The organism is Variovorax boronicumulans (assembly GCF_019352895.1).
Classification (GTDB): Bacteria; Pseudomonadota; Gammaproteobacteria; order Burkholderiales; family Burkholderiaceae_C; genus Variovorax; species Variovorax boronicumulans_A.
The window spans coordinates 966,046-989,745 of sequence record NZ_JAAAFX010000004.1; the positions used below are offsets into that span (position 1 = coordinate 966,046).

The window sequence follows — 23,700 nt, forward strand, 5'->3', positions numbered from 1 at the left end:
CAGCGCCCCACCGGCCACAGGCTAGCGTGTGCGGACAAGATTCTGCGCAAAAGCCTGCAGCGTCTGAGGCGGTACTTCGCCGACGATCGTGAGCCACCAGTCGCCCCCCTTGTCGGTCATTCGACGGGTCAGCGTGTAGGTGGCACCGAGCGCCATCAGCGCTTCCTTCGACGCGCGCTGCGCGTCATAAGGCTCGACGAACAGCGAGACCGAAGCCAGGCCGTCGGAGAAAGTCCACTGCATGGTGCGCTCGGGCTTCGCGACGCCGTCGAGCGCGCGCCGGTAGCAGTTGACCGGCTTGAATCCGGGCACCGGCTCGCGCAAGGACCAGCCTTCGGCGGCGGCCGTGGTGCGCTCCAGCTCCGACTTCTCCACGCGGTAGCCCGCGGTGTTGCCCATCATCTGGGCCAGGGCCTGCGGCTTGATCGGCGCATCGAACTGAAGCTCGGAAAACGCCGATTGCTCGACCACCCGGCCATCGCCATCCACCGTCTGCAGGGCCACGACCAGGCCCGAGCGACGCTCGCTCCAGACGCGGTAGGCGAAGCGCAATCCGTCGCGGGGTGCGAGTTGCAGCACGTCGGCATCGAAACCGGCGACGCGGCCCTTGCCCAGCAGGTTCACGTCGTAGAAGTCGCCGACCGCCGCATCCGCGGCACCGCCGGGCAGGTTGGGGAAGAAGTCCAGGTTCTCGCGCTTCTCGCTGCGCACGACCTTGTCCTCGGGCAGGAAGGTCATGACGTGGTCGTTGCGACGGAAGGTCGAGCGCGGCGCGCCCGACAGCGCTTCGATGCGCTCCAGCAGCTGCTCGCCATCGGCCACATGCCAGATCCGCGAACTCGAGAGATTGCCGCTGGCCGCGGACACCACGAAGGTGCCGACGTAGGTGCGCTGCCGCGAAGCCGCATGCATGCGGCGCAGCCAGCCCACCGTGCCCAGGGACGACAGCTCGCCGGCCAGCGGCTGAGCCGGGCTCTTGCCGGCGACCGACGGCGCGCGCGTCTGTGCGACCGCCAACTGCCCCAGGCAGAGCACGGAAAGCAGCAGCATGGAGCGGCGAGCGGTCATCGGCATGAATCGGGTGAGGTCAGGGAATTCAACGAACAGTCGGGCGCGTCAACGCGCCGAACTTTCAAAGGTCGCATTGCGAAGGAAGCCCGAGGGCATCTGTGCCCCGCCTGCGGCCTGCCGATGTGCTTCGAGCAATTGGTCCAGGCGCGGATCGCGCAGCATCACCTGCGGGTTGCCGCTGCCACTGCCGACGATCACGCGGGTCGGCCCCATCGGACCGCCGAAGGTCGCTCCCCCCTGCTGGACCGCCGTCAACACCGAGCCTTCGGCCGCCTTCGCGACCTGGACCGAGGGCGCGGACTGCTGCTGCTGGGCCATTTGAGCGCCGGCCGGTGCCGCACCGGGGCCGACACCGACCCAGTTCCAGCCAATGGCCGCAGCCGCGACCAGCGAGGCGGCGCCCGCCACGAGTTTCCAGCGGAAGATCGGCTCGTTCGCGGCCTCCACCTGTCGCTGCACCGACACCGGCACGGCCACGGGCGTTGCCAGCACCGCCGCAGCCGCGACCGACACGACCGGCGCCTCTTCGGCGAGGCGCTGCTGGAACCGCGCCAGAAAGGCCGAGCTGTCGCTGCAGGCCGACGGGCGGCCCGTCCTCAGCACATCGCCGATCAGGTGATAGGCCTGCCATGTGGATTGCGATTCGTCATCGACGGCCAGCCGGTCCATGGCCTGCTTGAACGCATCGCCCTGCAACCGGCCGTCTGCCAAGGCGGAAATCTGTTCGCGCACTGACTCTGGGTTTTGTTTCATTTCATTCACCTCTTACCAACGCTTGCCGGACTGGTTGTCGAGCATCGGCTTGACCCGCGCGGAAATCGCCTCGCGGGCCCGGAAAATCCGGGAGCGAACCGTGCCGATCGGGCAATTCATCAACTCAGCAATCTCTTCGTAGCTCATGCCCTCGATCTCGCGCAACGTCACGGCCTGGCGCAATTCGGCCGGCAAGGCTTCCATCGCAGCTTCGACTGCGGCTGCGATCTCTTGCGCAGCCAGCACGGTTTCGGGGGTTTCGTCGCTGATTGGTTCGTTTCCGGGACGGTAAGTTTCATCGTCGTCCGACGAAGATGGCCGCAAGGCGCTTTCCGAGATCGTCGGATCGCGCTTCATGTCGACCAGCGCCTTCTTGGCGGTGTTCACCGCGATCCGGTAGAGCCAGGTGTAGAACTGGGCCTCGCCGCGGAACTGGTGCAGCGCGCGGTAGGCCCGGATGAAGGTCTCCTGCGCGATGTCCTCGACCAGGTCGACATCCCGCACCATGCGGCCGATCAGGCGTTCGATGCGGCGCTGGTACTTGATGACCAGCAGCTCGAAAGCCTTCTGGTCGCCCGCCACCGTGCGCTGGACCAGCTGGAAATCGACCTCGCCCGGGCGCGGCTCGGCCACGTCGGTCAGGCCGGCGTCCGGTGGCACGGGCGGAGGAGAAGCGGTCATGAAGGAGAAGACGGAGACGCAGCAAGCGCCGCAGCGTCGGCAGGCGCGCCCACCGGGGAGCTCGTCGGGGCGCGCGAATATACCGCACGCCGCAGATCCTGCCAGCGCGACGGATGCGCGCGCCGCTCGAGCCACAGCCATCGGTGCGGACGCCCGGGCTCGACCAGGCGCAGCAGCATCAGGAATTGAAGGTCCAGGCCGACCTCGGCACGCGCCGCGGCGAACGCGGGCGAGGACGTGGCCTCGTCCAGCGACCAATGCCGGCCATCGAAGCGCAATGCGCCGGAAGCGACGCCGCGGTCGAGCCACAGCGCCGCCGCGCCCGCGAACAGCACGCTCAACGCCAGCAGCGCGGCGCGGCCGCCCAGGATGTCGTCGAACTCGAGCATGGCGCCGCCCGCGCAAGCCGCGCCCAGGGCCCACAGCCCGAACAACAGCCGATCCGCATCGCGCGAACGCCCCACCGGATAAATCACCGCTGGGGCGCTGTGCATGGAAGGCTTCGCTTCAAGCGCGCTTGAACACCAGCGTGCCGTTGGTGCCGCCGAAGCCGAAGTTGTTCTTTACTGCAACGTCGATCTTCAGGTCCCGCGCCTCGTTGGCGCAGTAGTCCAGGTCGCATTCCGGATCCTGGTTGAAGATGTTGATGGTCGGCGGGCTCTTCTGGTGATGCAGTGCCAGCACTGTGAAGACCGACTCGATGCCGCCGGCGCCGCCCAGCAGGTGGCCGGTCATCGACTTGGTCGAGTTGACCACCAGCTTCTTCGCGTGCGCGCCGAAGGTGTTCTTGATGGCGTTGGTCTCGTTGATGTCGCCGATCTGCGTCGAGGTGCCATGGGCATTCAGGTACTGCACATCGTCGGCATTGACGCCGGCGTTGGCCAGAGCCGAAGCCATCGAGCGGCGCGGGCCGTCGACGTTGGGCGCCGTCATGTGGTACGCGTCGGCGCTCATGCCGAAGCCCGAGACCTCGGCGTAGATCTTGGCGCCGCGCGCCTTGGCATGCTCGTATTCCTCGAGCACCACCACGCCTGCGCCCTCTCCCAGCACGAAGCCGTCGCGGTCCTTGTCCCAGGGGCGGGACGCGGTCTTGGGGTCTTCGTTGCGGGTGGACAGCGCACGCGCCGCCGCGAAGCCGCCGATGCCCAGTGGCGACACGGTCGACTCGGAGCCGCCCGCGATCATCACGTCGGCGTCGCCGTATTCGATCATGCGTGCCGACAGGCCGATGGCATGCAGGCCGGTCGTGCAGGCGGTGACCACGGCGATGTTCGGGCCCTGGAAGCCGTACTTGATCGACACGTGGCCCGAGATCATGTTGATGATCGAGGCCGGCACGAAGAACGGCGACACGCGGCGCGGGCCACGGGCCACCAGTTCGGCGTGCGTGTTCTCGATCAGCGGCAGGCCGCCGATCCCCGAACCGATGTTGCAGCCGATGCGTGTCGCCTCTTCAGGCGAGAGCGCATCGTTGGTCTTGAGACCGCTGTCCTGCACCGCCTGCATGGCGGCGGCCATCCCGAGATGGATGAAGCGGTCCATGTGGCGCGCTTCCTTCTCGGAAATATATTGGGTGATGTCGAAGCCTTTGACCTCGCCTGCGAATTTGCAGGCGAAGGGGCTGGCATCGAAGGCCTTGATGGTGTCAATGCCCGAATTGCCGGCCAACAGGTTGGACCAGGATTCGGCCACCGTGTTGCCAACAGGGGCGATGCAACCGAGCCCGGTCACGACGACGCGGCGTTTGGTCATGCCGGCAAACCTTTCTGGGGAAGCACAGAAGCCCTCTCGCGAGCCACGCGGCGACGAAGCGCCGCGGACCGGAACGGGTTTTCCACGCGCGGCCGATCAGGCCTTTTGATTCTTGGAAGCGTAGTCGACGGCGTTCTGCACCGTGGTGATCTTCTCTGCGTCTTCGTCAGGGATCTCGATGCCGAACTCGTCTTCGAGTGCCATCACCAGTTCCACCGTGTCCAGGGAGTCGGCACCCAGATCGGCCACGAAAGCCTTTTCGTTGGTGACTTGAGACTCTTCCACGCCGAGCTGCTCGGCGATGATTTTCTTGACACGTGCTTCGATATCGCTCATTTGGTTCCCTCTGAGGGTTTATAAAGAATCGGTTGATTTTAGCCGTCCGGCCCAGGGCATTTGCCTCACGGTCCGTACGGCTGGGGATTGCGCCGGACGGCTACATGTGCATGCCGCCGTTGACGTGGAGCTCCTGCCCCGTCACATAACCGGCCTGCGGCGAAGCCAGGTAGGCTACCGCATGCGCGATGTCCGCGGGCTTGCCAAGGTGGCCCAATGGAATTTGCGACAGCAGCGCCTGCTGCTGTGCTTCGGGCAGGCTGGCCGTCATGTCGGTTTCGATGAAGCCCGGCGCGACGCAGTTGACCGTGATGTTGCGGCTGCCCAGTTCGCGTGCCAGGGCACGGGTCATGCCGGCCACGCCGGCCTTGGCCGCCGCGTAGTTGGCCTGCCCCGCATTGCCCGAGGCACCCACCACGCTGGTGATGCTGATGATGCGGCCGTAGCGCTGCTTCATCATCGGGCGGATCGCGGCGCGCGAGAGCCGGAAGACGGCCTTGAGGTTGGTGTCGAGCACCGCGTCCCAGTCGTCGTCCTTCAGGCGCATGGCCAGCATGTCGCGGGTGATGCCCGCGTTGTTGACCACCACGTGCAGGCCGCCGTAGGCCTTGACGATCTCGTCGACCAGCGCATCGAGCGCCGCGCCGTCGTTGACATTGAGCGCACGGCCGCGGCCGTCGAAGGCGCCGAGCGCGGAGGTGATCTTCTGGGCGCTCTCGTCGGTGGTGCCGGTGCCGATGACCTTGAGACCGCGCTGGGCGAGTTCCAGCGCGATGGCCGCGCCGATGCCGCGCGATGCGCCGGTCACCAGGGCGACCTGGCCTTCGAATTTGGGGATGCTCATGGGGTGTTCAGCAGTTGCCGGGTTTCGGCGAGTGTCGCCGGATCGTAGACCGAGGCCGCGGCCAGATCGGGGGCGATGCGCTTGGCCATGCCGGCCAGCACGCGACCCGGTCCGCATTCGACCAGCGCCGAGATGCCGCGCGCCTGGAGCGCCTGCACGCTCTCGACCCAGCGCACCGGGCCCGCGGCCTGGCGCACCAGGGCGTCGCGGATGCGATCGGCATCGGTCTCGACGGCCACGTCGATGTTGTTCAGCACGGGGATCTGCGGGGCGCCCAGTTCGACCGACGCCAGCTTCTCGCGCAGCGCCTCGGCGGCCGGCCGCATCAGGCTCGAATGGAACGGTGCCGACACGGGCAGCGGCAGCGCGCGCTTGGCGCCCTTGGCCTTGAGCACTTCGCAGGCCTTGTCGACGGCGGCCTTGCTGCCGGCGATCACGGTCTGCATCGGATCGTTGAAGTTCACGGCCTCGACCACTTCGATGCTGTCGGCACCGAAGCCGGCCGTGACCTCGGCGCAGCCGGCGATCACCTGCTCGGCCGCCATGCCCAGCACTGCGGCCATCGCGCCCACACCCACGGGCACGGCCTGCTGCATCGCCTGGGCGCGGAAGCGCACCAGCGGCGCCGCCTGGGCCAGCGTGAGCACGCCCGAAGCCACCAGGGCCGAATATTCGCCGAGCGAATGGCCGGCCACCACCGACGGCTTGGCGCCGCCTTCGGCCAGCCAGGCGCGCCAGGCGGCCACACCGGCCACCAGCATCACGGGCTGGGTGTTGGTGGTCAGCGCCAGCGCTTCCTTGGGGCCGTCGTGGATCAGCGCGGCGACATCTTCACCCAGGGCGTCGGAGGCCTCGCGCAGGGTTTCGGTGACGGCCGGGTGATCGCCCCAGGCGTCGAGCATGCCGACGGCCTGCGAGCCCTGGCCGGGAAAAACGAAAGCAAAGGATGTCATGGGTTTGTCTCTTGTGGTGTCGATGCCGGGCCGCCTCGGGCCCCGCCACATCTGGCAACTACAGGGTCAGGAGTACCGCGCCCCAGGTGAAACCGCCGCCCACGCCTTCGAGCATGACGGTGTCGCCCTTCTTGACCTTGCCACTGCGCACCGATTCGTCGAGCGCCAGCGGAATCGAGGCCGCCGAAGTGTTGCCGTGCTCGTGCACCGTCACCACCAGCTTGTCCAGCGAGAGCTTGAGCTTCTTCGCCGTGCCTTCCATGATCCGGATGTTGGCCTGATGGGGAATCAGCCAGTCGATGTCGGCCTCGGTCTTGCCCGCCTTGGCGAGCGTGGTGCGGGCGGCCTCTTCGAGCACGCGCACCGCCAGCTTGAACACCGCCTGGCCGTCCATGTGCAGCAGCGGCGTGCCCAGCACGTTGCCGCCGGACACGTGCCCGGGCACACAGAGGATGCCGACGTGCTTGCCATCGGCATGCAGGTCGCTGGCCAGGATGCCCGGCTCGTCGCTGGCTTCCAGCACCACGGCGCCGGCGCCATCGCCGAACAGCACGCAGGTGGTGCGATCGTTGAAGTCGAGGATGCGGGAGAACACTTCGGCGCCGACGACCAGCGCGCAGCGGGCGCTGCCGGTCTTGATCAGCGCGTCGGCCACCGTCAGCGCATAGACGAAGCCGCTGCACACCGCCTGCACGTCGAAGGCCGGGCAGCCGGCAATGCCGAGCTTGTGCTGGAGGATCGCCGCCGACGACGGGAACACCATGTCGGGGGTCGAGGTGGCCACCACGATCAGGTCGACTTCGCTGGCCTGGCGGCCCGCGGCTTCCAGCGCCCGCTTGCAGGCCTCGAGACCGAGGTCGCTGCTGGTGACGTCCGGCGCGGCGAAGTGCCGGGCCCGGATGCCGGTGCGCTCGACGATCCACTGGTCGGAGGTTTCGACGCCGCGTTCGGCCAGTTCACGGGCCAGGTCGTCGTTGGTGACTCGGCGCGGCGGCAGATAGCTGCCGGTGCCGGTGATACGAGAAAAGAGGGTCATCAGGCGTGGAGCGAGGGCGCGTCGGCTGGCACCGCCGATTCCGACCGCGCTAGCAGCGGCGCGGCACGGGCGATACGAGCCCGCACACGCTCGAGCAGGTTGTTGCGAGCGGCATCATAAGCGCGATCCAGCGCATAGCCGAAAGCCTCCTCGTCCGCCGAGCCATGGCTCTTGAACACCAGCCCGCGCAGGCCCAGCAACGCCGCACCGTTGTAGCGCCGGTGATCCAGGCGCTTTTTAAGCGCTTTTAGCACCGGATAGGAAACGATCGCAGCAAACTTGCTGAACAGACCGTTCGAATATTCGATCCGCAGGAAGTCCACGATCATCGAAGCCACGCCCTCGGAAGCCTTCAATGTGACGTTCCCGACGAAACCGTCACACACCACGATGTCGGTGGTACCTTTGAAGATATCGTTGCCTTCGACGTTGCCGTAGAAGTTCAGATCCTTGGATTTGGCAGCAGCTCGCAGCAGAACGCTGGCTTTCTTGATGGTTTCGCTGCCTTTGATGGCTTCCTCGCCTACATTGAGCAAGCCCACCGAAGGCGTCTCGTTGCCAGTGAGCGCCGAAACCAGCGCGGAACCCAGCACGGCGAACTGCAGCAGGTCCTCGGCGTCGCAATCGACATTGGCCCCCAGGTCGAGCACGGTGGTGGCGCCGCCGGTCCTGTTGGGCAGTTGCGGCGCAATGGCGGGCCGGTCGATGCCGTCGAGGGTTTTAAGCAGATAGCGCGCGATCGCCATCAATGCACCCGTGTTGCCGGCAGAAACCGCCGCCTGGGCGGAACCGTCCTTGACCTGCTGGATCGCCACCCGCATCGAAGAATCCTTCTTCTTGCGCAGCGCAATCTCGATCGGATCGTCCATCGCGACCACCTCGGTCGCGCCGATGACCTTGGCCCGGGCGTGCGAAAACCCGCTCATTGCGGCCGGCAAACCGACCACGAGCAGATGCGCTTCGGGGTGTCGCTCCAGGAATGCGCGGCACGCCGCGAGCGTGACGCGGGGTCCGTGATCGCCACCCATGCAATCCACGGCAAGCGTGATCACAGAGGGTGCAGGAGCAATGGTGGGAGAGATGACCATCAAAACAAAGGCCCGACGCTACAAGGATAGTAGCTTCGGGCCTCGGCCTTGGGTTCGGAGATCAGGAGTCCGACTTGGTCTTCAGAACCTTGCGGCCACGGTAGAAACCGTTGGGGCTGATGTGGTGGCGCAGGTGGATTTCGCCGGTGGTCGGCTCGACGGCGATACCGGGCACGACGAGTGCGTTGTGCGAACGGTGCATGCCGCGCTTGGAAGGCGACTTCTTGTTTTGCTGAACGGCCATGATGGCTCCTGGAATTCGGTTAGGTGAGCGGGCAAGCGGGGCGGCATCGACCTGGCGTCTTCTGCAAATCTCAAGCAAACCACGAGAAATTCTGCAAAAAGGTCGACGGCGGCGCGCGCGAAGCCCTCGATTATAGCGCGGTCGATCCGGCTGCGCCAGAGCAGCGTGTTCGGGGCACTATCCGCCCTTGGGCTTCTTGAGTCCGCCCAGCACCGCGAAGGGGTTGGGCCGGGCCTCGTTGGCCTCTTCGAAATCGTCATCGGCCGCAGACAGCTGCACCGGCTCGGGGCACACCTCATGGCGCGGGGTGACGGGGATCTCCATGAGCAGTTCGTCCTCGATCAGGCCCTTGAGGTCGAAGTCCCGGGCGGCCACCAGAACGTCTTCGTCCGACTCTTCGTCTTCGATCGCAGCGGCCTCTTCGTCGGCCGCAAAGCGGAACCAGCGATCGACCTCGAGGTCGATCGACACCGGCGCCAGGCAGCGCTGGCAGACGAAGGGCAAGGTCGATTCGGCATGCAGATGCAGCCAGGCGACGGGCTCACCCTCGCTGCCGGGGCGGTTTTCACCCTGCACCGTCCAGCGCACCTGCGCCTCGGATGCAGGCTCGGCGAGTTCGGCGCTCAGGCGGGCGTAATCAGCGACCGGATCGCTGCCACTCAAAGTGGCGGCGGCCTCGGCGAAGCCGGTCACATCGAGGCGGGAAGGCACAAATTCTCTGTTCATCCCGGTCAGTCTAAACCGGTCACGCACAATCACGCCCCATGCAACGCCCGCTGATCCTCGCCTCGACCTCGCGCTATCGCCGCGAGCTGCTCACCCGCCTTCGCCTGCCCTTCAGCGTCGAATCGCCTGAAGTGGACGAAACGCCGCTGCCGGGAGAAAACTCGCTGGACCTGGCGCAACGCCTGGCGCTGGCCAAGGCCCAGGCCGTGGCGGCCCGTTTTCCGAATGCCGTGGTGATCGGCTCCGACCAGGTGGCCGACCTCCATGGCGAGCCGCTTGGCAAGCCCGGCGACCACGCGCGCGCCACCGCGCAGCTGCAGCGCATGCGCGGGCAGACGATGGTGTTCCAGACCGCCGTGGCGGTGGTTTGCCGCGAAAGCGATTTCGTCGCCCACGACGTGGCCCCGGTGCGGGTGGTGTTCCGCGACCTGAGCGACGCGGCCATCGACAGCTATCTGCATGCCGAGCAACCCTATGACTGCGCCGGCAGCGCCAAGAGCGAAGGCCTGGGCATCGCCCTGCTCGAGTCGATCGACAGCGACGACCCGACGGCGCTGGTCGGCCTGCCGCTGATCCGCACCTGCCGCATGCTGCGCGCCGCCGGCGTGGACCTGCTGTGAGCGCCGCGGACGCGCCGGCGAACACCCGCGGCAAGCTCTACCTGATCCCGGCCCCGCTGGATTTCGGCTGCGACACGCAGGCCCCGCTGCAGGACGCGCTGCCGCTGGGCACGCTGCAGACCGCCGCCCGAATCACCCACTGGGTCTGCGAGAACGCCAAGACGGCACGCGCCTACCTCAAGCGCATCGACGCCGTCGTGCCGCTGGCCCAACCGCTGCAGGCCCAGCAGATCCAGGAACTGCCGCGCGAGGTGCACAAGAAGGGCGACCACGCAGGCCAGTTCGACGCCCGCCCGCTGCTGGCGGCGGCACTGGAAGGCCACGACATCGGCCTGATGAGCGAGGCCGGCATGCCGGCCGTGGCCGATCCGGGCTCGTCGGTGGCGCGCGCCGCGCACGATCTCGGACTCGAGGTGGTGCCGCTGATCGGCCCGGTGTCGCTGCTGCTCGCGCTGGCGGCCAGCGGCCTCAACGGCCAGAACTTCGCCTTCGTCGGCTACCTGCCGCAGGACGCCGACGGCCGCGTCCAGCGCATCCGCGAGCTCGAGGCGCTGGCCTTGAGAACCGGCCAGACCCAGCTCTTCATCGAGACGCCCTACCGCAACGCCGCGTTGCTGCAGTCGCTCACGCAGACACTGCAACATCACACCCGCCTCGCCGTGGCACGCGGCCTCACGCTGGCCAACGCCAGCGTGCGCAGCGACACCGTGAAAGCCTGGCGCGCCAAACCGGTGGCCGCGGAGGAGCGGCTGCCGGCCGTGTTCGCCATCGGCCGCTGAAATGGGCGCGACCTCCCGTGGCAATCGCTGGGCGACCCGTACCCAGTTCTTCTGCTCCGGCTTCATTTTCGCGACCTGGGGCGTGCACGTACCGACGATCAAGGCCCACTACGGGCTCGACGAGGCGCAACTGGGCTTCGCGATGCTGGCGGCGGGCGTCGGCGCGCTGCTGGGCATCACGCGCGCCAGCCGCTGGATCGGCCGCCATGGCGCGCGGCAGGTGGCCGGCTGCGCGGGCACGGTCTACGCGTTGCTGATCGCCCTGCTGGTCCTCATGCCCGGCTACCTGGCGCTGCTCGGCCTGCTGGCCGCCTTCGGCCTGGTGACCAGCCTGTTCGATGTGGCCATCAACACCGATGCCGCGCAGTTGGAAGCGCGTGAAGGCACGCACCTGATGAGCGGCATGCACGGCATGTTCAGCCTGGGCGGCATGGTGGGCGCGGTGAGCGGCGGCGCCGCCCTGGCCACCGGCCTGGGCGTGCAGGCGCATCTGCTGGCCGTGGCCGCCGTGATGGCGCTTGCCGTCGGCAGCTCGTCGATCCGCATGCTGCCCAAGCCCGCCAGCGTCGTCGGCGATGCCGACACGCGCTTCCGCCTGCCGCGCGGCGCGCTGGTCGTGATGGGGGTGCTGGCGGCGCTGGGCCTGATCGCCGAAGGTGCGATCTACGACTGGAGCGTGCTCTACCTGAACCAGGAACTGGGGGCACCGCAGCAACAGGCCGCGCTGGCCTACGCGAGCTTCTCCGCCGCCATGGCCGCCGCGCGCTTCGGCGGCGACGCGCTGCGCGCCCGCTTCGCGCCGGCGCAGCTGCTGCGCGCCAGCGCGCTGCTGGCCGCGGCCTCGATGACCCTGGTATTGCTGACCGACTTGCCCTGGCTCGCGCTGGTGGGCTTCGCCGGCGTGGGCGTGGGCTTCGCGAACGTGGTGCCGATCCTGTTCGCGGCCTCGGCCCAGGTGCCGGGCGTGGAACCCTCGCGCGGCATCGCGGCGGTGTCGGCCGCGGCCTACCTGGGTTTCATGGCCGGCCCGCCGGTGATCGGCCTGCTGGCGCGCGTCAGCTCGCTGACGATCGCGCTGTACACGGTGGTGGCCTTCGCGGTCGCGCTGGCCGCCTCGGCACGCTACGCGAACGCGCGCTGAATGCGGTTCAGCGCAGTGCTGGCGCGCTGCGCAGCGCGCTCACCGAGGCATTGCCCATCGCGGCGCCGAACTTCTTGGCCAGCTTTTCCGCCACGTTGTCACGGCGCGTGTAGTCGATGACGTCTTCGGCCTTGATCACTTCACGGGCCACGTAGTCGACGTTGCCGAGGTGGTCGGCCAGCCCCAGGTCCACGGCCTGCTGGCCGCTCCAGAACAGGCCGCTGAACAGGCCCGGCGTGTCGAGCTTGAGGCGGTCGCCGCGGCCGGCCTTGACCACGTTGATGAACTGCGTGTGGATCTGGTCGAGCATCTGCTGCGCATGGGCGCGCTGCGGCTCGCTCATCGGGCTGAACGGATCGAGGAAGCCCTTGTTCTCGCCAGCGGTGAGCAGGCGCCGCTCCACACCGAGCTTTTCCATGGTGCCGGTGAAGCCGAAGCCGTCCATCAGCACGCCGATGCTGCCCACGATGCTGGCCTTGTCGACGTAGATCTGGTCGGCGGCGGCCGCGATGTAGTAGGCGGCCGAGGCACAGGTCTCCTCGACCACGGCATAGACCGGCTTGTTGTGCTTGGCCTTGAGGCGCTTGATCTCGTCGTTGATGATGCCGGCCTGCACCGGACTGCCGCCCGGCGAGTTGATCAGCAACACCACGCCTTTGGCGCCCGCATCCTCGAAGGCCGTCTTCAGAGCCGCGACGACGAATTCCGCGCTGGCGTCGGAACCGTTGGCGATTTCGCCCTTGATCTCGACCACGGCGGTGTGCGCCGTGCTCGCGGTGGTACTCGCCGAGGTGCGCGACATCGCGAACCAGACCAGGAAGATGAAGAAGGCCAGCCAGCTCAGGCGCACGAAGGTTTTCCAGCGGCGCGTGGCCCGCTGCTCGCGCAGCGCCGAGAAAGCGAGCTTCTCGAGCGTGGCACGCTCCCAGCCGGGTTGCGAAGTAGGGTCGTTCTTGGACATGGTGGGGGCCGGTTGCGCGGAGGAAAGCGGCGCGGGCCGCTCGAAGGGCTCGAAACCCTGGGGTTCCGTGCGGGTGGGATCGGTCATTTGAATGTGCGCAGCCCGCGAACGAACGACAGCTGCGAGAGGAAAGGAAGGGAGGGCATCCTAGAAAACGAGCGGCAGCAGGTTCCAGTCAGTATGCCAGTGCACCACGCCGTCGTGCTCGCTCAGGGCGATCTTCACCAGTCCGCCACGGCAAGGGCCGCCGGCACAGTCGCCGGTGTCGGGCTGGTAGGCGGCGCCGTGCGTGGCGCACAGCAGCCATTGCCCGCTGTCGTCGAAAAAGCGGTCGGGCTGGTAGTCCATCTCCATCGCCACGTGGGTGCAACGGTTCAGATAGGCGTGCGGCTGGCCCTCGAAGCGGATGGCGAAGGCGCGCAGGCTCTCGCCCTGGTGCACCACATCGAAGGACACGGCCCGCCCACCCTCGACCAGGTCGGCGGAATTGCACAGGGGAATGATGTCGCTCATGGCTGCTCGTCGATCAATCGATGCGTGGAGGTTGGCGGTCAGGCATTGTCCCGCAGCCAGTCCGACAGTTCGGCGACGGAGTGGGCCACGTGCAACGGCGACAGCGCCTCGAAGCCGGCCACCTCGTGCGCGCCGTAGCCCACGCCCACGCCCGCGCAGCCGGCATTGACGGCCAGCTGCAGGTCGTGCGTGGTGTCGCCGATCATCAGGGTGCGCTCGGCCGGCACGTCGAGTTCCTCCATCAGTTCGAGCAGCATGCGCGGATGGGGCTTGCCGTGCGTTTCGTCGGCGGTGCGCGAGCCGTCGAAACGCCCGCGCATGTCGCGCGCGGCCAGCGCCTCGTTGAGGCCGCGGCGTGATTTGCCGGTGGCAATGGCCAGCAGGTGGCCGCGGGCCTTGAGGGCGTCGAGCATGGGCAGCACGCCGTCGAACAGCATCACGTCGTCCTGGTGCTGCAGGTAGTGGAAGCGGTAGCGGGCGCCGAGCTCGGCGTACTTCTCGCGCGGCACGTCGGGCGCGGCGCGGGCCAGCGCCTCGGCCAGGCCCAGGCCGATGACCCAGGCGGCGTCGCGTTCGTTGGGCCGGGCGCCCCCCACATCGACGACCGCCTCCTGGATGCAGCGTGCGATCAGGCGGGTGGAGTCGTAGAGGGTGCCGTCCCAATCGAAGACGATCAGGTCGAAACGGCGGGCGGAAACAGCATCGGTCATGGGGAAGCGGGCGAAAGAGGGGTGGCGAGGGAAGCCAGGGCTTCGGGTGGCAGGAACGCCAGGAGTTCCGGCGGCAGGTCGGCCTGCAGCGCCATGCGCTGGCCGAGCGCCGGGTGATTGAACTGCAGCCGCCAAGCATGCAGGAACATGCGCTTGAGGCCGCGCTTCTGCAACTGGCGGTTGCGCTCGAAGTCGCCGTACTTGTCGTCGCCGGCGATCGCGTGGCCGGCCGAGGCCAGGTGCACCCGGATCTGGTGCGTGCGGCCGGTCTTGATGGTCACGGCCAGCAAGGAGGCTGGCGCGGCATCGCCGGGCATGGCAAAGCTCGCCAGCACGCGCACCAGCGTCACGGCGTGCATCGCATCGGGATGGTCCTTGGCCACCACCCGGACGCGGCGTTCGCCGTCCGGCAGCAGGTATTTGGCCAGGGGCGCGTCCAGCACCTTGCGGTTGGCGGGCCAGCGGCCTTCGACCAGCGCCAGGTAGGTCTTGCCGGTTTCACGCTCGCGGAACTGGTCCTGCAGCGCCAGCAGCGCGCTGCGCTTCTTGGCCACCAGCAGGATGCCCGAGGTTTCCCGGTCGAGCCGGTGCACCAGTTCGAGGAATTTGGCGCCCGGGCGCGCCGTGCGCAACTGCTCGATCACGCCGAAGCTGACACCGCTGCCGCCGTGCACCGCAGTGCCCGCGGGCTTGTCGATGGCAAGGACGGCATCGTCTTCCAGCAGCACCGGGAACTCGCGCGCCGGCGCGGGCGGGGTGGCGCCCTCCTCCGCGCGCGGCGAAATCCGCACCGGTGGCAGGCGCAGCACGTCCCCCACTTCGATCCGGGTCTCGGCCTGCGCCCGCCCCTTGTTGATGCGCACCTCGCCCGACCGGATGATCCGGTAGACATGCGTCTTGGGAACGCCCTTGAGATGGCGGAACAGGAAATTGTCGAGTCGCTGCCCGGCCGATTCTTCATCGACCGTCAGAAAACGGACTTCGGCCGCTTCGGGGCCCGGCTTCGCACCTATAATGTTTTTCACCAGCGCGGTCTTGTAAGTGCTTGATTAAGCAGAAGTTTAGAGCACCACCGAAAGCGCTGTGAGGTCGATGCCGTTTGGGCGCCGAGTCCGCAAACCCCGCGCTGAAGCGCAAAGTGGCAGACGAGACGCCCCAGCCAAGCCGACGCCCACGAAACACCGATACGGAATACCCAGCCGGCAGGCTCCAAGCTGCCGGCGGATCGAAGCGAGCCCACTTGTGTTGATGCTGCTGATTCAAATTTGCCTGCGCCCGCTGATGCCAGCGGCCTCCGGCATGGAATTGTCCGCAGCGCGCGCCACCCCTGCGCAATCCGCCATGACATCCATGGCGACTCGACACCGTCCCGGGCTCGCCCCCATCCATGCGCCCCCTCGCCTGCTGCCGTTGAGCTGACGCTCGACAACGGCCGGCCGCGTTCGCGCGGCGGCCAGGCAGCCGGAGTGTTAGCGGCAATTCCCCCTCGTTTCGCGAAGCGTCGTCCGTGCATCGTTGGCCCGTCAGGGGCCGGTTCGAACGCATATATCTATTAAGGACAACGCATCATGAAGCGGATGTTGATCAACGCCACGCAGCCGGAAGAGCGCCGCCTGGCCATCGTCGACGGGCAGAAGCTCCTCGACTACGAAATCGAAATCGAAGGGCGCGAACAGCGCAAGGGCAATATCTACAAGGCCGTCGTGACGCGCGTCGAGCCCTCGCTCGAAGCCTGTTTCGTCGACTACGGCGAGGACCGCCACGGCTTCCTGCCCTTCAAGGAAATCTCCAAGCAGTACTTCGCCGAAGGCGTGTCGGCCAGCCAGGCCCGCATCCAGGACGCGATCCGCGAGGGCCAGGAACTGGTCGTGCAGGTCGAGAAGGAAGAGCGCGGCAACAAGGGCGCGGCCCTGACCACCTTCGTCTCGCTGGCCGGCCGCTACGTCGTGCTGATGCCGAACAACCCGCGCGGCGGTGGTGTTTCGCGTCGCATCGAGGGCGACGACCGCGCCGAGCTCAAGGAGGCGATGGACCAGCTCGAGTACCCGAAGGGCATGAGCATCATCGCGCGCACCGCCGGCATCGGCCGCTCGGCGCCCGAACTCCAGTGGGACCTGAACTACCTGCTCAAGCTCTGGACCGCCATCGACGGCGCGGCCAAGGGCGCCAAGGGCGCCTTCCTGATCTACCAGGAATCGAGCCTGGTGATCCGCGCGATCCGTGACTACTTCAATCACGACATCGGCGACATCCTGATCGACACCGACGACATCTACGAGCAGGCCCAGCAGTTCATGGCCCACGTGATGCCGGAGCATGCGGCCCGCGTGAAGCGCTACCGCGACGACGCGGCGCTGTTCAGCCGCTTCCAGATCGAGCACCAGATCGAGTCGGCCTACGCCCGCACCGTGCAGCTGCCCTCGGGCGGCGCCATCGTGATCGACCATACCGAAGCGCTGGTGTCCATCGACGTCAACTCGGCGCGCGCCATCAAGGGCGGCGACATCGAAGAGACCGCCACCCGCACCAACCTCGAAGCCGCCGACGAAGTGGCCCGCCAGATGCGCCTGCGCGACCTGGGCGGCCTGATCGTCATCGACTTCATCGACATGGACGAGTCGAAGAACCGCCGCGAGGTCGAAAGCCGCCTGCGCGACGCGCTGCGCCAAGACCGCGCCCGCGTGCAGTTCGGCTCGATCAGCAAGTTCGGCCTGATGGAAATGAGCCGCCAGCGCCTCAAGCCGGCGCTCAGCGAAGGCTCGTCGATCCCCTGCCCGCGTTGCGGCGGCTCGGGCCACATCCGCGACACCGAATCGAGCGCGCTGCAGATCCTGCGCATCATTCAGGAAGAGTGCCTCAAGGACAACACGGCCGCCGTGCACGTCCAGGTGCCGGTCGAAGTGGCCTCGTTCCTGCTCAACGAGAAGCGCCCCGAGATCGCCAAGATCGAGCTCAAGCAGCGCGTGACCGTGCTGATGGTCCCCAACAAGACCTTCGAGACGCCGCACTACAAGCTCGAGCGCCTCAAGCACGACGACCCGCGCCTCGACCACATCCAGGCCAGCTACAAGATGGCCGAAGAGGTGGAAGACCCGACCTCGGTCACGCGCCGCTCGCAGGAACCCACCAACAAGCAGACGCCGGTGATCAAGGGCGTGCTGCCCGACGCACCGGCCCCGGTCGCCGTGCCCAAGCCCGAACCGGTGCGCCCGCCCGTCGCGGTGCAGCCGCCCGTGGCACCGCCACCCGCAGCCCCGGTGGCCGCGCCGGCCGAACGCGGCTTCTTCGCCTTCATCAAGCGCCTGTTCGGTGCCGAAACGCCCGCGGCCAAGCCCGCACCGGCCTCCAGCAACGGCACCCCCGCCAGCGCCATCCCGGTGGAAGCACCGAAGCCACGCCGCGACGGCCGTGGCGGACGCGACGGCGAAGCCCGCTCGGCACGCGACGGCGAACCACGCCGCGGCGGCCGCGGTGAAGGCCGTGGCGGCCGTGATGGCGAAGGCCGCAACGGTCGCGACGGCGAGCGCCGCGGCGGACGCGGTGGCGAACGTTCGGGCGAACGCGCCGGCGAACGCCAACCGCGTGAAGCCCGGACCGAACTCCGCGCCGACGCACCCGTGCGTGAAGCACGCGAACCGCGCGAACCCCGTGAGCCCCGTGAAGGTGGCCGCGAAGGCCGCGGTCCGCGCGACGGTGAGCGCCGCAACGGCGGCCGTGGCGAACGCCGCGATGCCGACCGTCCAGTGACGCTGGAAGGCACCGAAGGCCAGCAGGAAGCGATTCAAAACCCGGCCCCTGCCGTCGACGAGAACGGTGCCCCGATCGAGCGCGCACCGCGCGCCCGCCGCGAACGCGGCGAGCGTGGCGAACGCGCAGAGCGCGGCGAACGTGGCGGCGAGCGCAACGGCGAGCCGCGCGAACGCAGCACTGCCGATACCCCCGCACGCTTCCTGAACGGCGACGCACCGCCGGCCGACAGCACGACCGAACGCAATGAACGCGCACCGCGTGAAGAGCGTGCACCACGTGAGGAGCGTGCGCCGCGTGAAGACCGTGCACCGCGCGAGGACCGCGAGCCCCGCGGCGAACGCGCCGGCGAAGGCCGCCGTGAACGCCGCGACGGCGCGCCGCGTCCGGCCGAGTCGACTCCTGAGACGGTCACTGCAGCGAACCCCGAAGCCCTGGAAGGTGCAACCGACAACGGCGCACCGACCGAGCAGGCCCCTCGCCAGGACGGCGACGAACGCCGCGGCCGCTCGCGTGACCGTTACGGCCGCGATCGTCGCGAGCGTGCACCGCGCGAAGGTGACGAAACCGCGACCAGCGCGGGCGCCGAGCCGATCGCCGTGGAAGCGGTCGCAGCAGCACCCGTCGTCGCACCGGCCCAGCCGGTGGCCGCAGCGGTCGTGCCCGTCGCGGCGCCTGTCGCGACGCCCGCGCCTGAAGTCCAGACCGTGACGGCAGCAACCGCCCCGGTCCGTACCGAGCGCGCGCCTCGCCCCGCCGCAGCCGCGCCAGCGGTGGCGAACAGCCAGCCGACCAACGGCCGCGGCGCCCTGCCGAAGGTTCAGCCCTTTGAATTGCCCCTGGCACAGCTCGCCCAGGTGGCGGAAGGCTCGGGACTGCATTGGGTGAACTCCGACGCCGAGCGCGTGGCGCAGGTTCGGGATGCCATCGCGGCGGAAATCAAGCCGATCCACGTGCCCCGCGAGCGCCCGCCCGTGCAGGTGCTGAACGAAGGCCCGCTGGTGCTGGTCGAAACGCGTCGGGACCTGGCCGCCACGGTGCTGCCTTTCGAACGCGCCGTGCACGAGGGCGACGCCGCCCGCTGACCGTCGCTTGCAGGGGCACCCGCGTGGGGTGCACCCCTATGCCGACCCGGACGTCGGCCGCCTTCACCGGCGGCCGACGTTTTTTTTTGTTTCGCCGCCAGCCGACGATCGGAACTCACAGCGCCGTCGCCACACCCTTCGGGAAACATGTAGCAACAAGGTACTCAGTACTCTTGATGCGTCTTCGTACAAAAGTTCTACAAACGTATTTAGAATGTTGCATCGCACAACGTGTTGTCGGACGTGAAATAGTGCCGGTCCTCGGTCTCCTTACAAAATGAGTACCGTAGACTTACAGGACATACTAGAACAAATGTGTTCAAATTCTTTCCTGTAGTATTAAAGCGTTACACTGCCACGCCGTAGGCAGAAACCCCAAGGGGATTCACATGTTTCGTACCGATTCGACTGCGCAAGGCCAACTGCTCAGGCACCGCTCCTCCGGGCGCGGGGAGCCTGCACCCACGCCCATCGCCGCACAACCGAAGGGTCTGACGTTGCTGCAACGCGGCGTCAAACGAAGCGTCGACATCCTCGCGGCCCTGACCTTCTTCACCCTGTTCGGACCCATCTATCTGTGCGTGGCCCTGGCCGTCGCCATCAGCATGGGCCGACCGGTGCACTTCTTTCAAACCCGTCTGGGCGAAGGCGGCCAGCGCTTCAAGTTCTACAAGTTCCGTTCCATGGTGCGCAACTCCGAGAACATCCTCGACGAGTACCTGAGCAAGAACGACGTGGCCCGCACCCAGTGGGAGACCTTCCAGAAGCTCGAAGTGGACCCGCGCATCACGCCGCTGGGCCGCCTGATCCGCAAGCTGAGCCTGGACGAGCTGCCGCAGTTCTGGAACGTGCTCAAGGGCGACATGAGCCTGATCGGCCCGCGCCCCTGCATGGAACGCCAGCGCAGCCTCTATGGCAAGCACTGGGATCACTATTGCGCGATGCGTCCCGGCATCACCGGCCTGTGGCAAGTGAGCGGCCGCAACCGGCTGTCCTATGCCCAGCGCGTCGAGCTCGATGCGCAGTACGTGAACAACTGGTCGCTCTGGCTGGACATCAAGATCCTCGCCAAGACCGCAACGGCCGTGATCTCGGGCGAAGGCTCGCGCTGAACGGACCCGGGTCCGAAACTGCGGCTCGGCCAGGGGCCGCAGCGCATATCGCTTCCGGCCTTGCGATAAACGAGGGATGATGCGGCGCAAGGCCCGTACCAACGGGTCGGACGGAGCGGTCGGTGCACTGCCCGGACCCGGTCCTTCCAAACCTTCTTTTTCCGACGACGGCCTCACAGCCAACCTATCTCAGAGACTCCATGAACGCGCTTCGCAAAGGCATCTACGTGGCTGGCCATCGCGGCATGGTCGGGAGCGCCATCGTGCGCGCGCTCGAAGCCCGCGGGCACGAACGCATCATCACGCGCACCCACGCCGAACTCGACCTGACAGACCAGGCTGCGGTGCGCGACTTCTTCGCCACGGAAAAGCCCGACGCGGTGTACCTGGCCGCGGCCAAGGTGGGCGGCATCCATGCCAACGCCACCTACCCCGCGGAGTTCCTCTACACGAACCTGATGCTCGAGGCCAATGTGGTCCACGAGGCCTGGCGCAGCGGCGTGACGCGGCTGCTGTTTCTCGGCTCGAGCTGCATCTATCCGCGGCTGGCGGCCCAGCCGATGGCCGAGGACGCATTGCTCACCGGCAAGCTCGAACCCACCAACGAGCCCTACGCCATCGCCAAGATCGCGGGCATCAAGCTCTGCGAGAGCTACAACCGCCAGTACGGCACCGACTACCGCAGCGTGATGCCGACCAACCTCTACGGGCCCGGCGACAACTACCACCCGGACAACAGCCACGTGCTGCCGGCGCTGATCCGCCGCTTCCACGAGGCACGGGAGGCCGCAGCGCCGTCGGTCGTGATCTGGGGCACCGGCACGCCCAAGCGCGAGTTCCTCTATGTGGACGACATGGCCGCGGCCTGCGTGCACGTCATGGACCTGCCGCAGGACCGCTACGCGGCCTGCACCGAGCCGATGAACAGCCACATCAACGTCGGCAGCGGTGAAGACCTGTCAATCGCCGAGCTGGCGCAACTGGTCGGCGACGTGGTCGGCTACGGCGGCCAGATCCAGTGCGACGCCAGCAAGCCCGACGGCGCGCCGCGCAAGCTGCTGGACATCTCGCGCGTCCGCGCGCTGGGCTGGGCCCCACGCGTCGGCCTGCGCGAAGGCATCGCACGCGCCTACCAGGACTTCCTGGCGCACGAGCGCGTGGCCGCCTGATACAGCCACGCCCCTGCCCGTCCATGCACGCAGCCACCTCGCTCTCCCTGATCCCGCCCGGCACCGGCGGGGTGCGCGACTACGCCGCCATCGTCGGCGGTTCGATCCGTGCACCGGTGCGCGAGCTGTCGGCCCAGACCGACACGCGCGGCTGGTCGGGCGACGTGCTGCTGCTGCACTTCAGCGGCTACGGCTATCACAAGCGGGGCGTTCCCTCCTGGTTGCTCGAGGAGCTGACGAGCCTGCGCGAGCGCTTTCGCGTGTTCGGCGTGGTTTTTCACGAACTCTATGCGTCCGGACCGCCCTGGCGCTCGGCCTTCTGGCTGAGCGGCATGCAGCGGCGCATCGCGCGCGAACTGGCCGGCCAGGCCGACTTCTGGCTCACCAACCGCGAGCTCGCGGGGCAATGGCTGCGCGAACAGGCGCCCGAGGCACCGCACCGCGTGCTGCCCGTGTTCTCGAACGTGGGCGAGCCCGCCGCGGCCGACCATGAACGCGAAGCATCCATTGTGGTCTTCGGCAGCGCCGGCATCCGCGCGCCGGCCTATGCCTGGAACGACGGCGAGATCTTCCGCTTTGCCAAACGACATGGCCTGCGCATCGACGACATCGGCGCCCCGCTGCAGGACGCGGCGCTGTCGAGTCGCCTGGCCCAGGAAGGTGTGCGCGTGCGCGGCATGCTGCCGGCCGCACAGGTCAGCCAGGCGCTCTCGAACGCGCGCCACGGCGTGCTCGCCTATCCGGCCGACTACGTGGGCAAGAGCGGCATCTTCGCCGCCTACGCATCGCATGGCACCTGCCCGATCCTGCTCTGGAAAGGCCTGGCGCCCCACGACGGCATGCAACCCAACGTCGAGTACGCCGCCGGCTTCGACGCGCTGGAGCGCCGCCCGGCGCTCGACCCGCGCGCGATCGGCCGCGCGGCACGCCTCTGGTATGAACCGCACTGCATCGCAGCCCATGCCGCGGCCCTGCAGGCATTGAGCAGCGAGACCCGCGCATGAAACAGGCCGCCCTGCCGTCGATGCCGATGCCGGCCCGCGTGGCCGCTCGCCCTGCGAGCCGGTCGGCCGCGCTCAGCCCCGTCGGCCGGATGTTCATCGCGGTGCTGCTGATCGTCGTGTTCGAAGGCGCGATCCGCAAATGGGTGGCGTCCTCGGCCACGCTGCCGCTGATCCTGTTGCGTGACCTGCTGGCGCTGGCCGTGATCGTCCATGCGACCTGGGCCGGCCATCTGCATCGCTTTGCCAAGGTCACGGTCCCGCTGCTGATCTGGTCCTGCTGCGTGATCGCATGGGGACTGGTGCAGATGGTGGCCGGCGAGAGCTCGCCGATCGTATTCGTGATCGGCATGCGCTTCTGGCTGCTCTACCTCTGGTTCGGCGTGGCCGCCGCCGCGGCGATGAACGCGGCCGACTACCGCGCGGCCGTGCGAATGGCGGTCATGACCCTGCTGATACTCACGCCACTGGCCGTGCTGCAGCACTATTCGCCGCCAGGTGCCACCATCAACCGCCAGCTCGACGGCGACGAGAACTCGGTGTTCGTGGTGATTGCCGGCGTGGTGCGGACCACAGGCACCTTCAGCTTCACCTCCGGCTACGCGACCTACCTGATCATGATCGCGCCGCTGGTCTTCGGCCTGATGGCCGCAACCAAGCGAAACAAGCGGCAACGCCTCTTCAGCCTCGCGGGCTTCGGCGCCTTCCTGGTCTGCAGCATGGTGAGCGGCTCGCGTGCAGCGGTGCTCTCGGCAGGCTTCATGCTGGCCGCCTACCTGGGCGCACGGTTCCTGTTCGCCAAAGGCCGCGACAAGCCCGCGGCGCTGGGCGAGGTGCTGGTGGCCTGCATGCTGACCGCCGTCTTCGTCTTCTTTCTTTCGGATGCGGTGCAGGTGACGCAGCAACGCTTCGAACAGGCCGCCGGCGGCGAGGACTTCTTTGACCGATTGCTGGCGACCTTCGTCGGCGAGCCGAACGTGCTGCGTGCCGGGACTTGGCTGGGCAGTGGCCTGGGCGCGGGCTCGAACCTCGCGGCATCATTGAAGTCCGGTGCGGACAATTTCGGGCTGGCCGAATCGGAGACCGGGCGCATCCTGCTCGAAGGCGGCCTGCTGGGCTTTGCCTTCATTGCCCTCAAGGTGCTGGTGCTGGCGGCCTGTTTCTACCACAGCGTGCGCCTCTCGGCCCGGCGCCACTCACCTTTCCCGGTGCTGCTGTGGCTCACGCTGGTGATCGCGCTCATGACGTGGCAAGCCATCGGCCAGCTCACCGCCAATGCCTTGCTGGGCCTGTTGATCGGTTACTTCCTGCTGGTGTTCCGTTACCCTTCGAACGACTTCTTCCCGATGCGATCGCCCTCCCAGTGAGTTGCTGCCGC

Annotated in this window: 24 protein-coding genes; 8 read left to right on the forward strand and 16 right to left on the reverse strand. The window is 67.7% G+C overall.

What is annotated here, in order from left to right; all coding sequences use genetic code 11:
• Positions 1-21 precede the first annotated feature (21 nt).
• The 12 genes from K0H49_RS06085 to K0H49_RS06140 all read right to left on the reverse strand — a co-directional run bounded on the left by K0H49_RS06085 (position 22) and on the right by K0H49_RS06140 (position 9,484).
• A complete protein-coding gene (locus K0H49_RS06085; protein WP_219210300.1) occupies positions 22-1,050 on the reverse strand; it encodes a MucB/RseB C-terminal domain-containing protein in 1,029 nt (342 codons plus the stop codon).
• A gap of 66 nt (positions 1,051-1,116) precedes the next feature.
• Positions 1,117-1,824 (reverse strand): sigma-E factor negative regulatory protein, encoded by a 708-nt coding sequence (locus tag K0H49_RS06090; protein ID WP_219213059.1) that lies wholly within the window; start codon positions 1,822-1,824, stop codon positions 1,117-1,119.
• A gap of 12 nt (positions 1,825-1,836) precedes the next feature.
• Positions 1,837-2,505, reverse strand: coding sequence for an RNA polymerase sigma factor RpoE (rpoE, locus tag K0H49_RS06095; RefSeq protein ID WP_257624601.1), 669 nt, complete (start codon positions 2,503-2,505; stop codon positions 1,837-1,839).
• Positions 2,502-2,999, reverse strand: coding sequence for a hypothetical protein (locus K0H49_RS06100; RefSeq protein ID WP_219210301.1), 498 nt, complete (start codon positions 2,997-2,999; stop codon positions 2,502-2,504). Before K0H49_RS06100 ends, rpoE begins: the two co-directional genes overlap by 4 nt.
• 13 nt (positions 3,000-3,012) lie before the next feature.
• Positions 3,013-4,257, reverse strand: coding sequence for a beta-ketoacyl-ACP synthase II (gene fabF, locus K0H49_RS06105; RefSeq protein WP_219210303.1), 1,245 nt, complete (start codon positions 4,255-4,257; stop codon positions 3,013-3,015).
• Positions 4,258-4,353: 96 nt separating this feature from the next.
• The gene (gene acpP, locus K0H49_RS06110; RefSeq protein ID WP_140843300.1) at positions 4,354-4,593 is read right to left on the reverse strand and encodes an acyl carrier protein; all 240 of its coding nucleotides are present in this window, start codon (positions 4,591-4,593) and stop codon (positions 4,354-4,356) included.
• A gap of 100 nt (positions 4,594-4,693) precedes the next feature.
• Positions 4,694-5,437, reverse strand: coding sequence for a 3-oxoacyl-ACP reductase FabG (gene fabG, locus K0H49_RS06115; protein WP_219210305.1), 744 nt, complete (start codon positions 5,435-5,437; stop codon positions 4,694-4,696).
• Positions 5,434-6,390, reverse strand: a complete 957-nt coding sequence (fabD, locus tag K0H49_RS06120; protein WP_219210307.1) for an ACP S-malonyltransferase — start codon at positions 6,388-6,390, stop codon at positions 5,434-5,436. Before fabD ends, fabG begins: the two co-directional genes overlap by 4 nt.
• A gap of 58 nt (positions 6,391-6,448) precedes the next feature.
• On the reverse strand, positions 6,449-7,426 hold the full coding sequence (locus K0H49_RS06125) for a beta-ketoacyl-ACP synthase III (protein WP_219210310.1): 978 nt from the start codon (positions 7,424-7,426) through the stop codon (positions 6,449-6,451).
• Positions 7,426-8,478, reverse strand: a complete 1,053-nt coding sequence (plsX, locus tag K0H49_RS06130; RefSeq protein ID WP_219210312.1) for a phosphate acyltransferase PlsX — start codon at positions 8,476-8,478, stop codon at positions 7,426-7,428. Before plsX ends, K0H49_RS06125 begins: the two co-directional genes overlap by 1 nt.
• Before the next feature lie 97 nt (positions 8,479-8,575).
• Complete coding sequence (gene rpmF, locus K0H49_RS06135; RefSeq protein ID WP_183024494.1) at positions 8,576-8,758, reverse strand: 50S ribosomal protein L32; 183 nt, start codon at positions 8,756-8,758, stop codon at positions 8,576-8,578.
• A gap of 177 nt (positions 8,759-8,935) precedes the next feature.
• Positions 8,936-9,484 carry a YceD family protein gene (locus K0H49_RS06140; RefSeq protein ID WP_219213062.1) on the reverse strand — a complete coding sequence of 183 codons (549 nt, stop codon included), beginning with the start codon at positions 9,482-9,484 and terminating at the stop codon, positions 8,936-8,938.
• Positions 9,485-9,522: 38 nt separating this feature from the next.
• Here K0H49_RS06140 and K0H49_RS06145 point away from each other — a divergent pair, with 38 nt between their 5' ends.
• The 3 genes from K0H49_RS06145 to K0H49_RS06155 are packed head-to-tail and all read left to right on the forward strand — an operon-like array spanning position 9,523 to position 12,024.
• Positions 9,523-10,104, forward strand: a complete 582-nt coding sequence (locus tag K0H49_RS06145; RefSeq protein WP_219210314.1) for a Maf family nucleotide pyrophosphatase — start codon at positions 9,523-9,525, stop codon at positions 10,102-10,104.
• Positions 10,101-10,883 (forward strand): SAM-dependent methyltransferase, encoded by a 783-nt coding sequence (locus K0H49_RS06150; RefSeq protein WP_219210317.1) that lies wholly within the window; start codon positions 10,101-10,103, stop codon positions 10,881-10,883. Before K0H49_RS06145 ends, K0H49_RS06150 begins: the two co-directional genes overlap by 4 nt.
• 1 nt (position 10,884) lies before the next feature.
• Positions 10,885-12,024, forward strand: a complete 1,140-nt coding sequence (locus K0H49_RS06155) for an MFS transporter (protein WP_219210319.1) — start codon at positions 10,885-10,887, stop codon at positions 12,022-12,024.
• A gap of 7 nt (positions 12,025-12,031) precedes the next feature.
• Here K0H49_RS06155 and K0H49_RS06160 read toward each other — a convergent pair whose 3' ends face one another.
• The 4 genes from K0H49_RS06160 to K0H49_RS06175 are packed head-to-tail and all read right to left on the reverse strand — an operon-like array spanning position 12,032 to position 15,233.
• A complete protein-coding gene (locus tag K0H49_RS06160) occupies positions 12,032-13,072 on the reverse strand; it encodes a S49 family peptidase (protein WP_219210321.1) in 1,041 nt (346 codons plus the stop codon).
• Positions 13,073-13,132: 60 nt separating this feature from the next.
• Positions 13,133-13,498, reverse strand: a complete 366-nt coding sequence (locus tag K0H49_RS06165) for a Rieske (2Fe-2S) protein (protein WP_219210322.1) — start codon at positions 13,496-13,498, stop codon at positions 13,133-13,135.
• Positions 13,499-13,536: 38 nt separating this feature from the next.
• Positions 13,537-14,208 (reverse strand): HAD-IA family hydrolase, encoded by a 672-nt coding sequence (locus K0H49_RS06170; protein ID WP_219210323.1) that lies wholly within the window; start codon positions 14,206-14,208, stop codon positions 13,537-13,539.
• Complete coding sequence (locus tag K0H49_RS06175; RefSeq protein WP_219210324.1) at positions 14,205-15,233, reverse strand: RluA family pseudouridine synthase; 1,029 nt, start codon at positions 15,231-15,233, stop codon at positions 14,205-14,207. The genes K0H49_RS06170 and K0H49_RS06175 overlap by 4 nt, the downstream gene beginning before the upstream one ends.
• A 543-nt stretch (positions 15,234-15,776) precedes the next feature.
• Here K0H49_RS06175 and K0H49_RS06180 point away from each other — a divergent pair.
• The 5 genes from K0H49_RS06180 (at position 15,777) to K0H49_RS06200 (ending at position 23,689) form a co-directional block, all read left to right on the forward strand.
• Positions 15,777-19,040: an Rne/Rng family ribonuclease gene (locus tag K0H49_RS06180; RefSeq protein WP_219210326.1), complete on the forward strand. Its 3,264-nt coding sequence runs from the start codon at positions 15,777-15,779 to the stop codon at positions 19,038-19,040.
• A 497-nt stretch (positions 19,041-19,537) separates the two neighbouring features.
• Positions 19,538-20,152, forward strand: a complete 615-nt coding sequence (locus K0H49_RS06185; RefSeq protein ID WP_257624603.1) for a sugar transferase — start codon at positions 19,538-19,540, stop codon at positions 20,150-20,152.
• A gap of 200 nt (positions 20,153-20,352) precedes the next feature.
• Positions 20,353-21,321, forward strand: coding sequence for a GDP-L-fucose synthase (fcl, locus tag K0H49_RS06190; protein WP_219210330.1), 969 nt, complete (start codon positions 20,353-20,355; stop codon positions 21,319-21,321).
• Positions 21,322-21,344: 23 nt separating this feature from the next.
• Positions 21,345-22,325: a hypothetical protein gene (locus K0H49_RS06195; protein WP_219210332.1), complete on the forward strand. Its 981-nt coding sequence runs from the start codon at positions 21,345-21,347 to the stop codon at positions 22,323-22,325.
• On the forward strand, positions 22,322-23,689 hold the full coding sequence (locus K0H49_RS06200; protein WP_219210335.1) for an O-antigen ligase family protein: 1,368 nt from the start codon (positions 22,322-22,324) through the stop codon (positions 23,687-23,689). The genes K0H49_RS06195 and K0H49_RS06200 overlap by 4 nt, the downstream gene beginning before the upstream one ends.
• Positions 23,690-23,700: the final 11 nt, after the last annotated feature.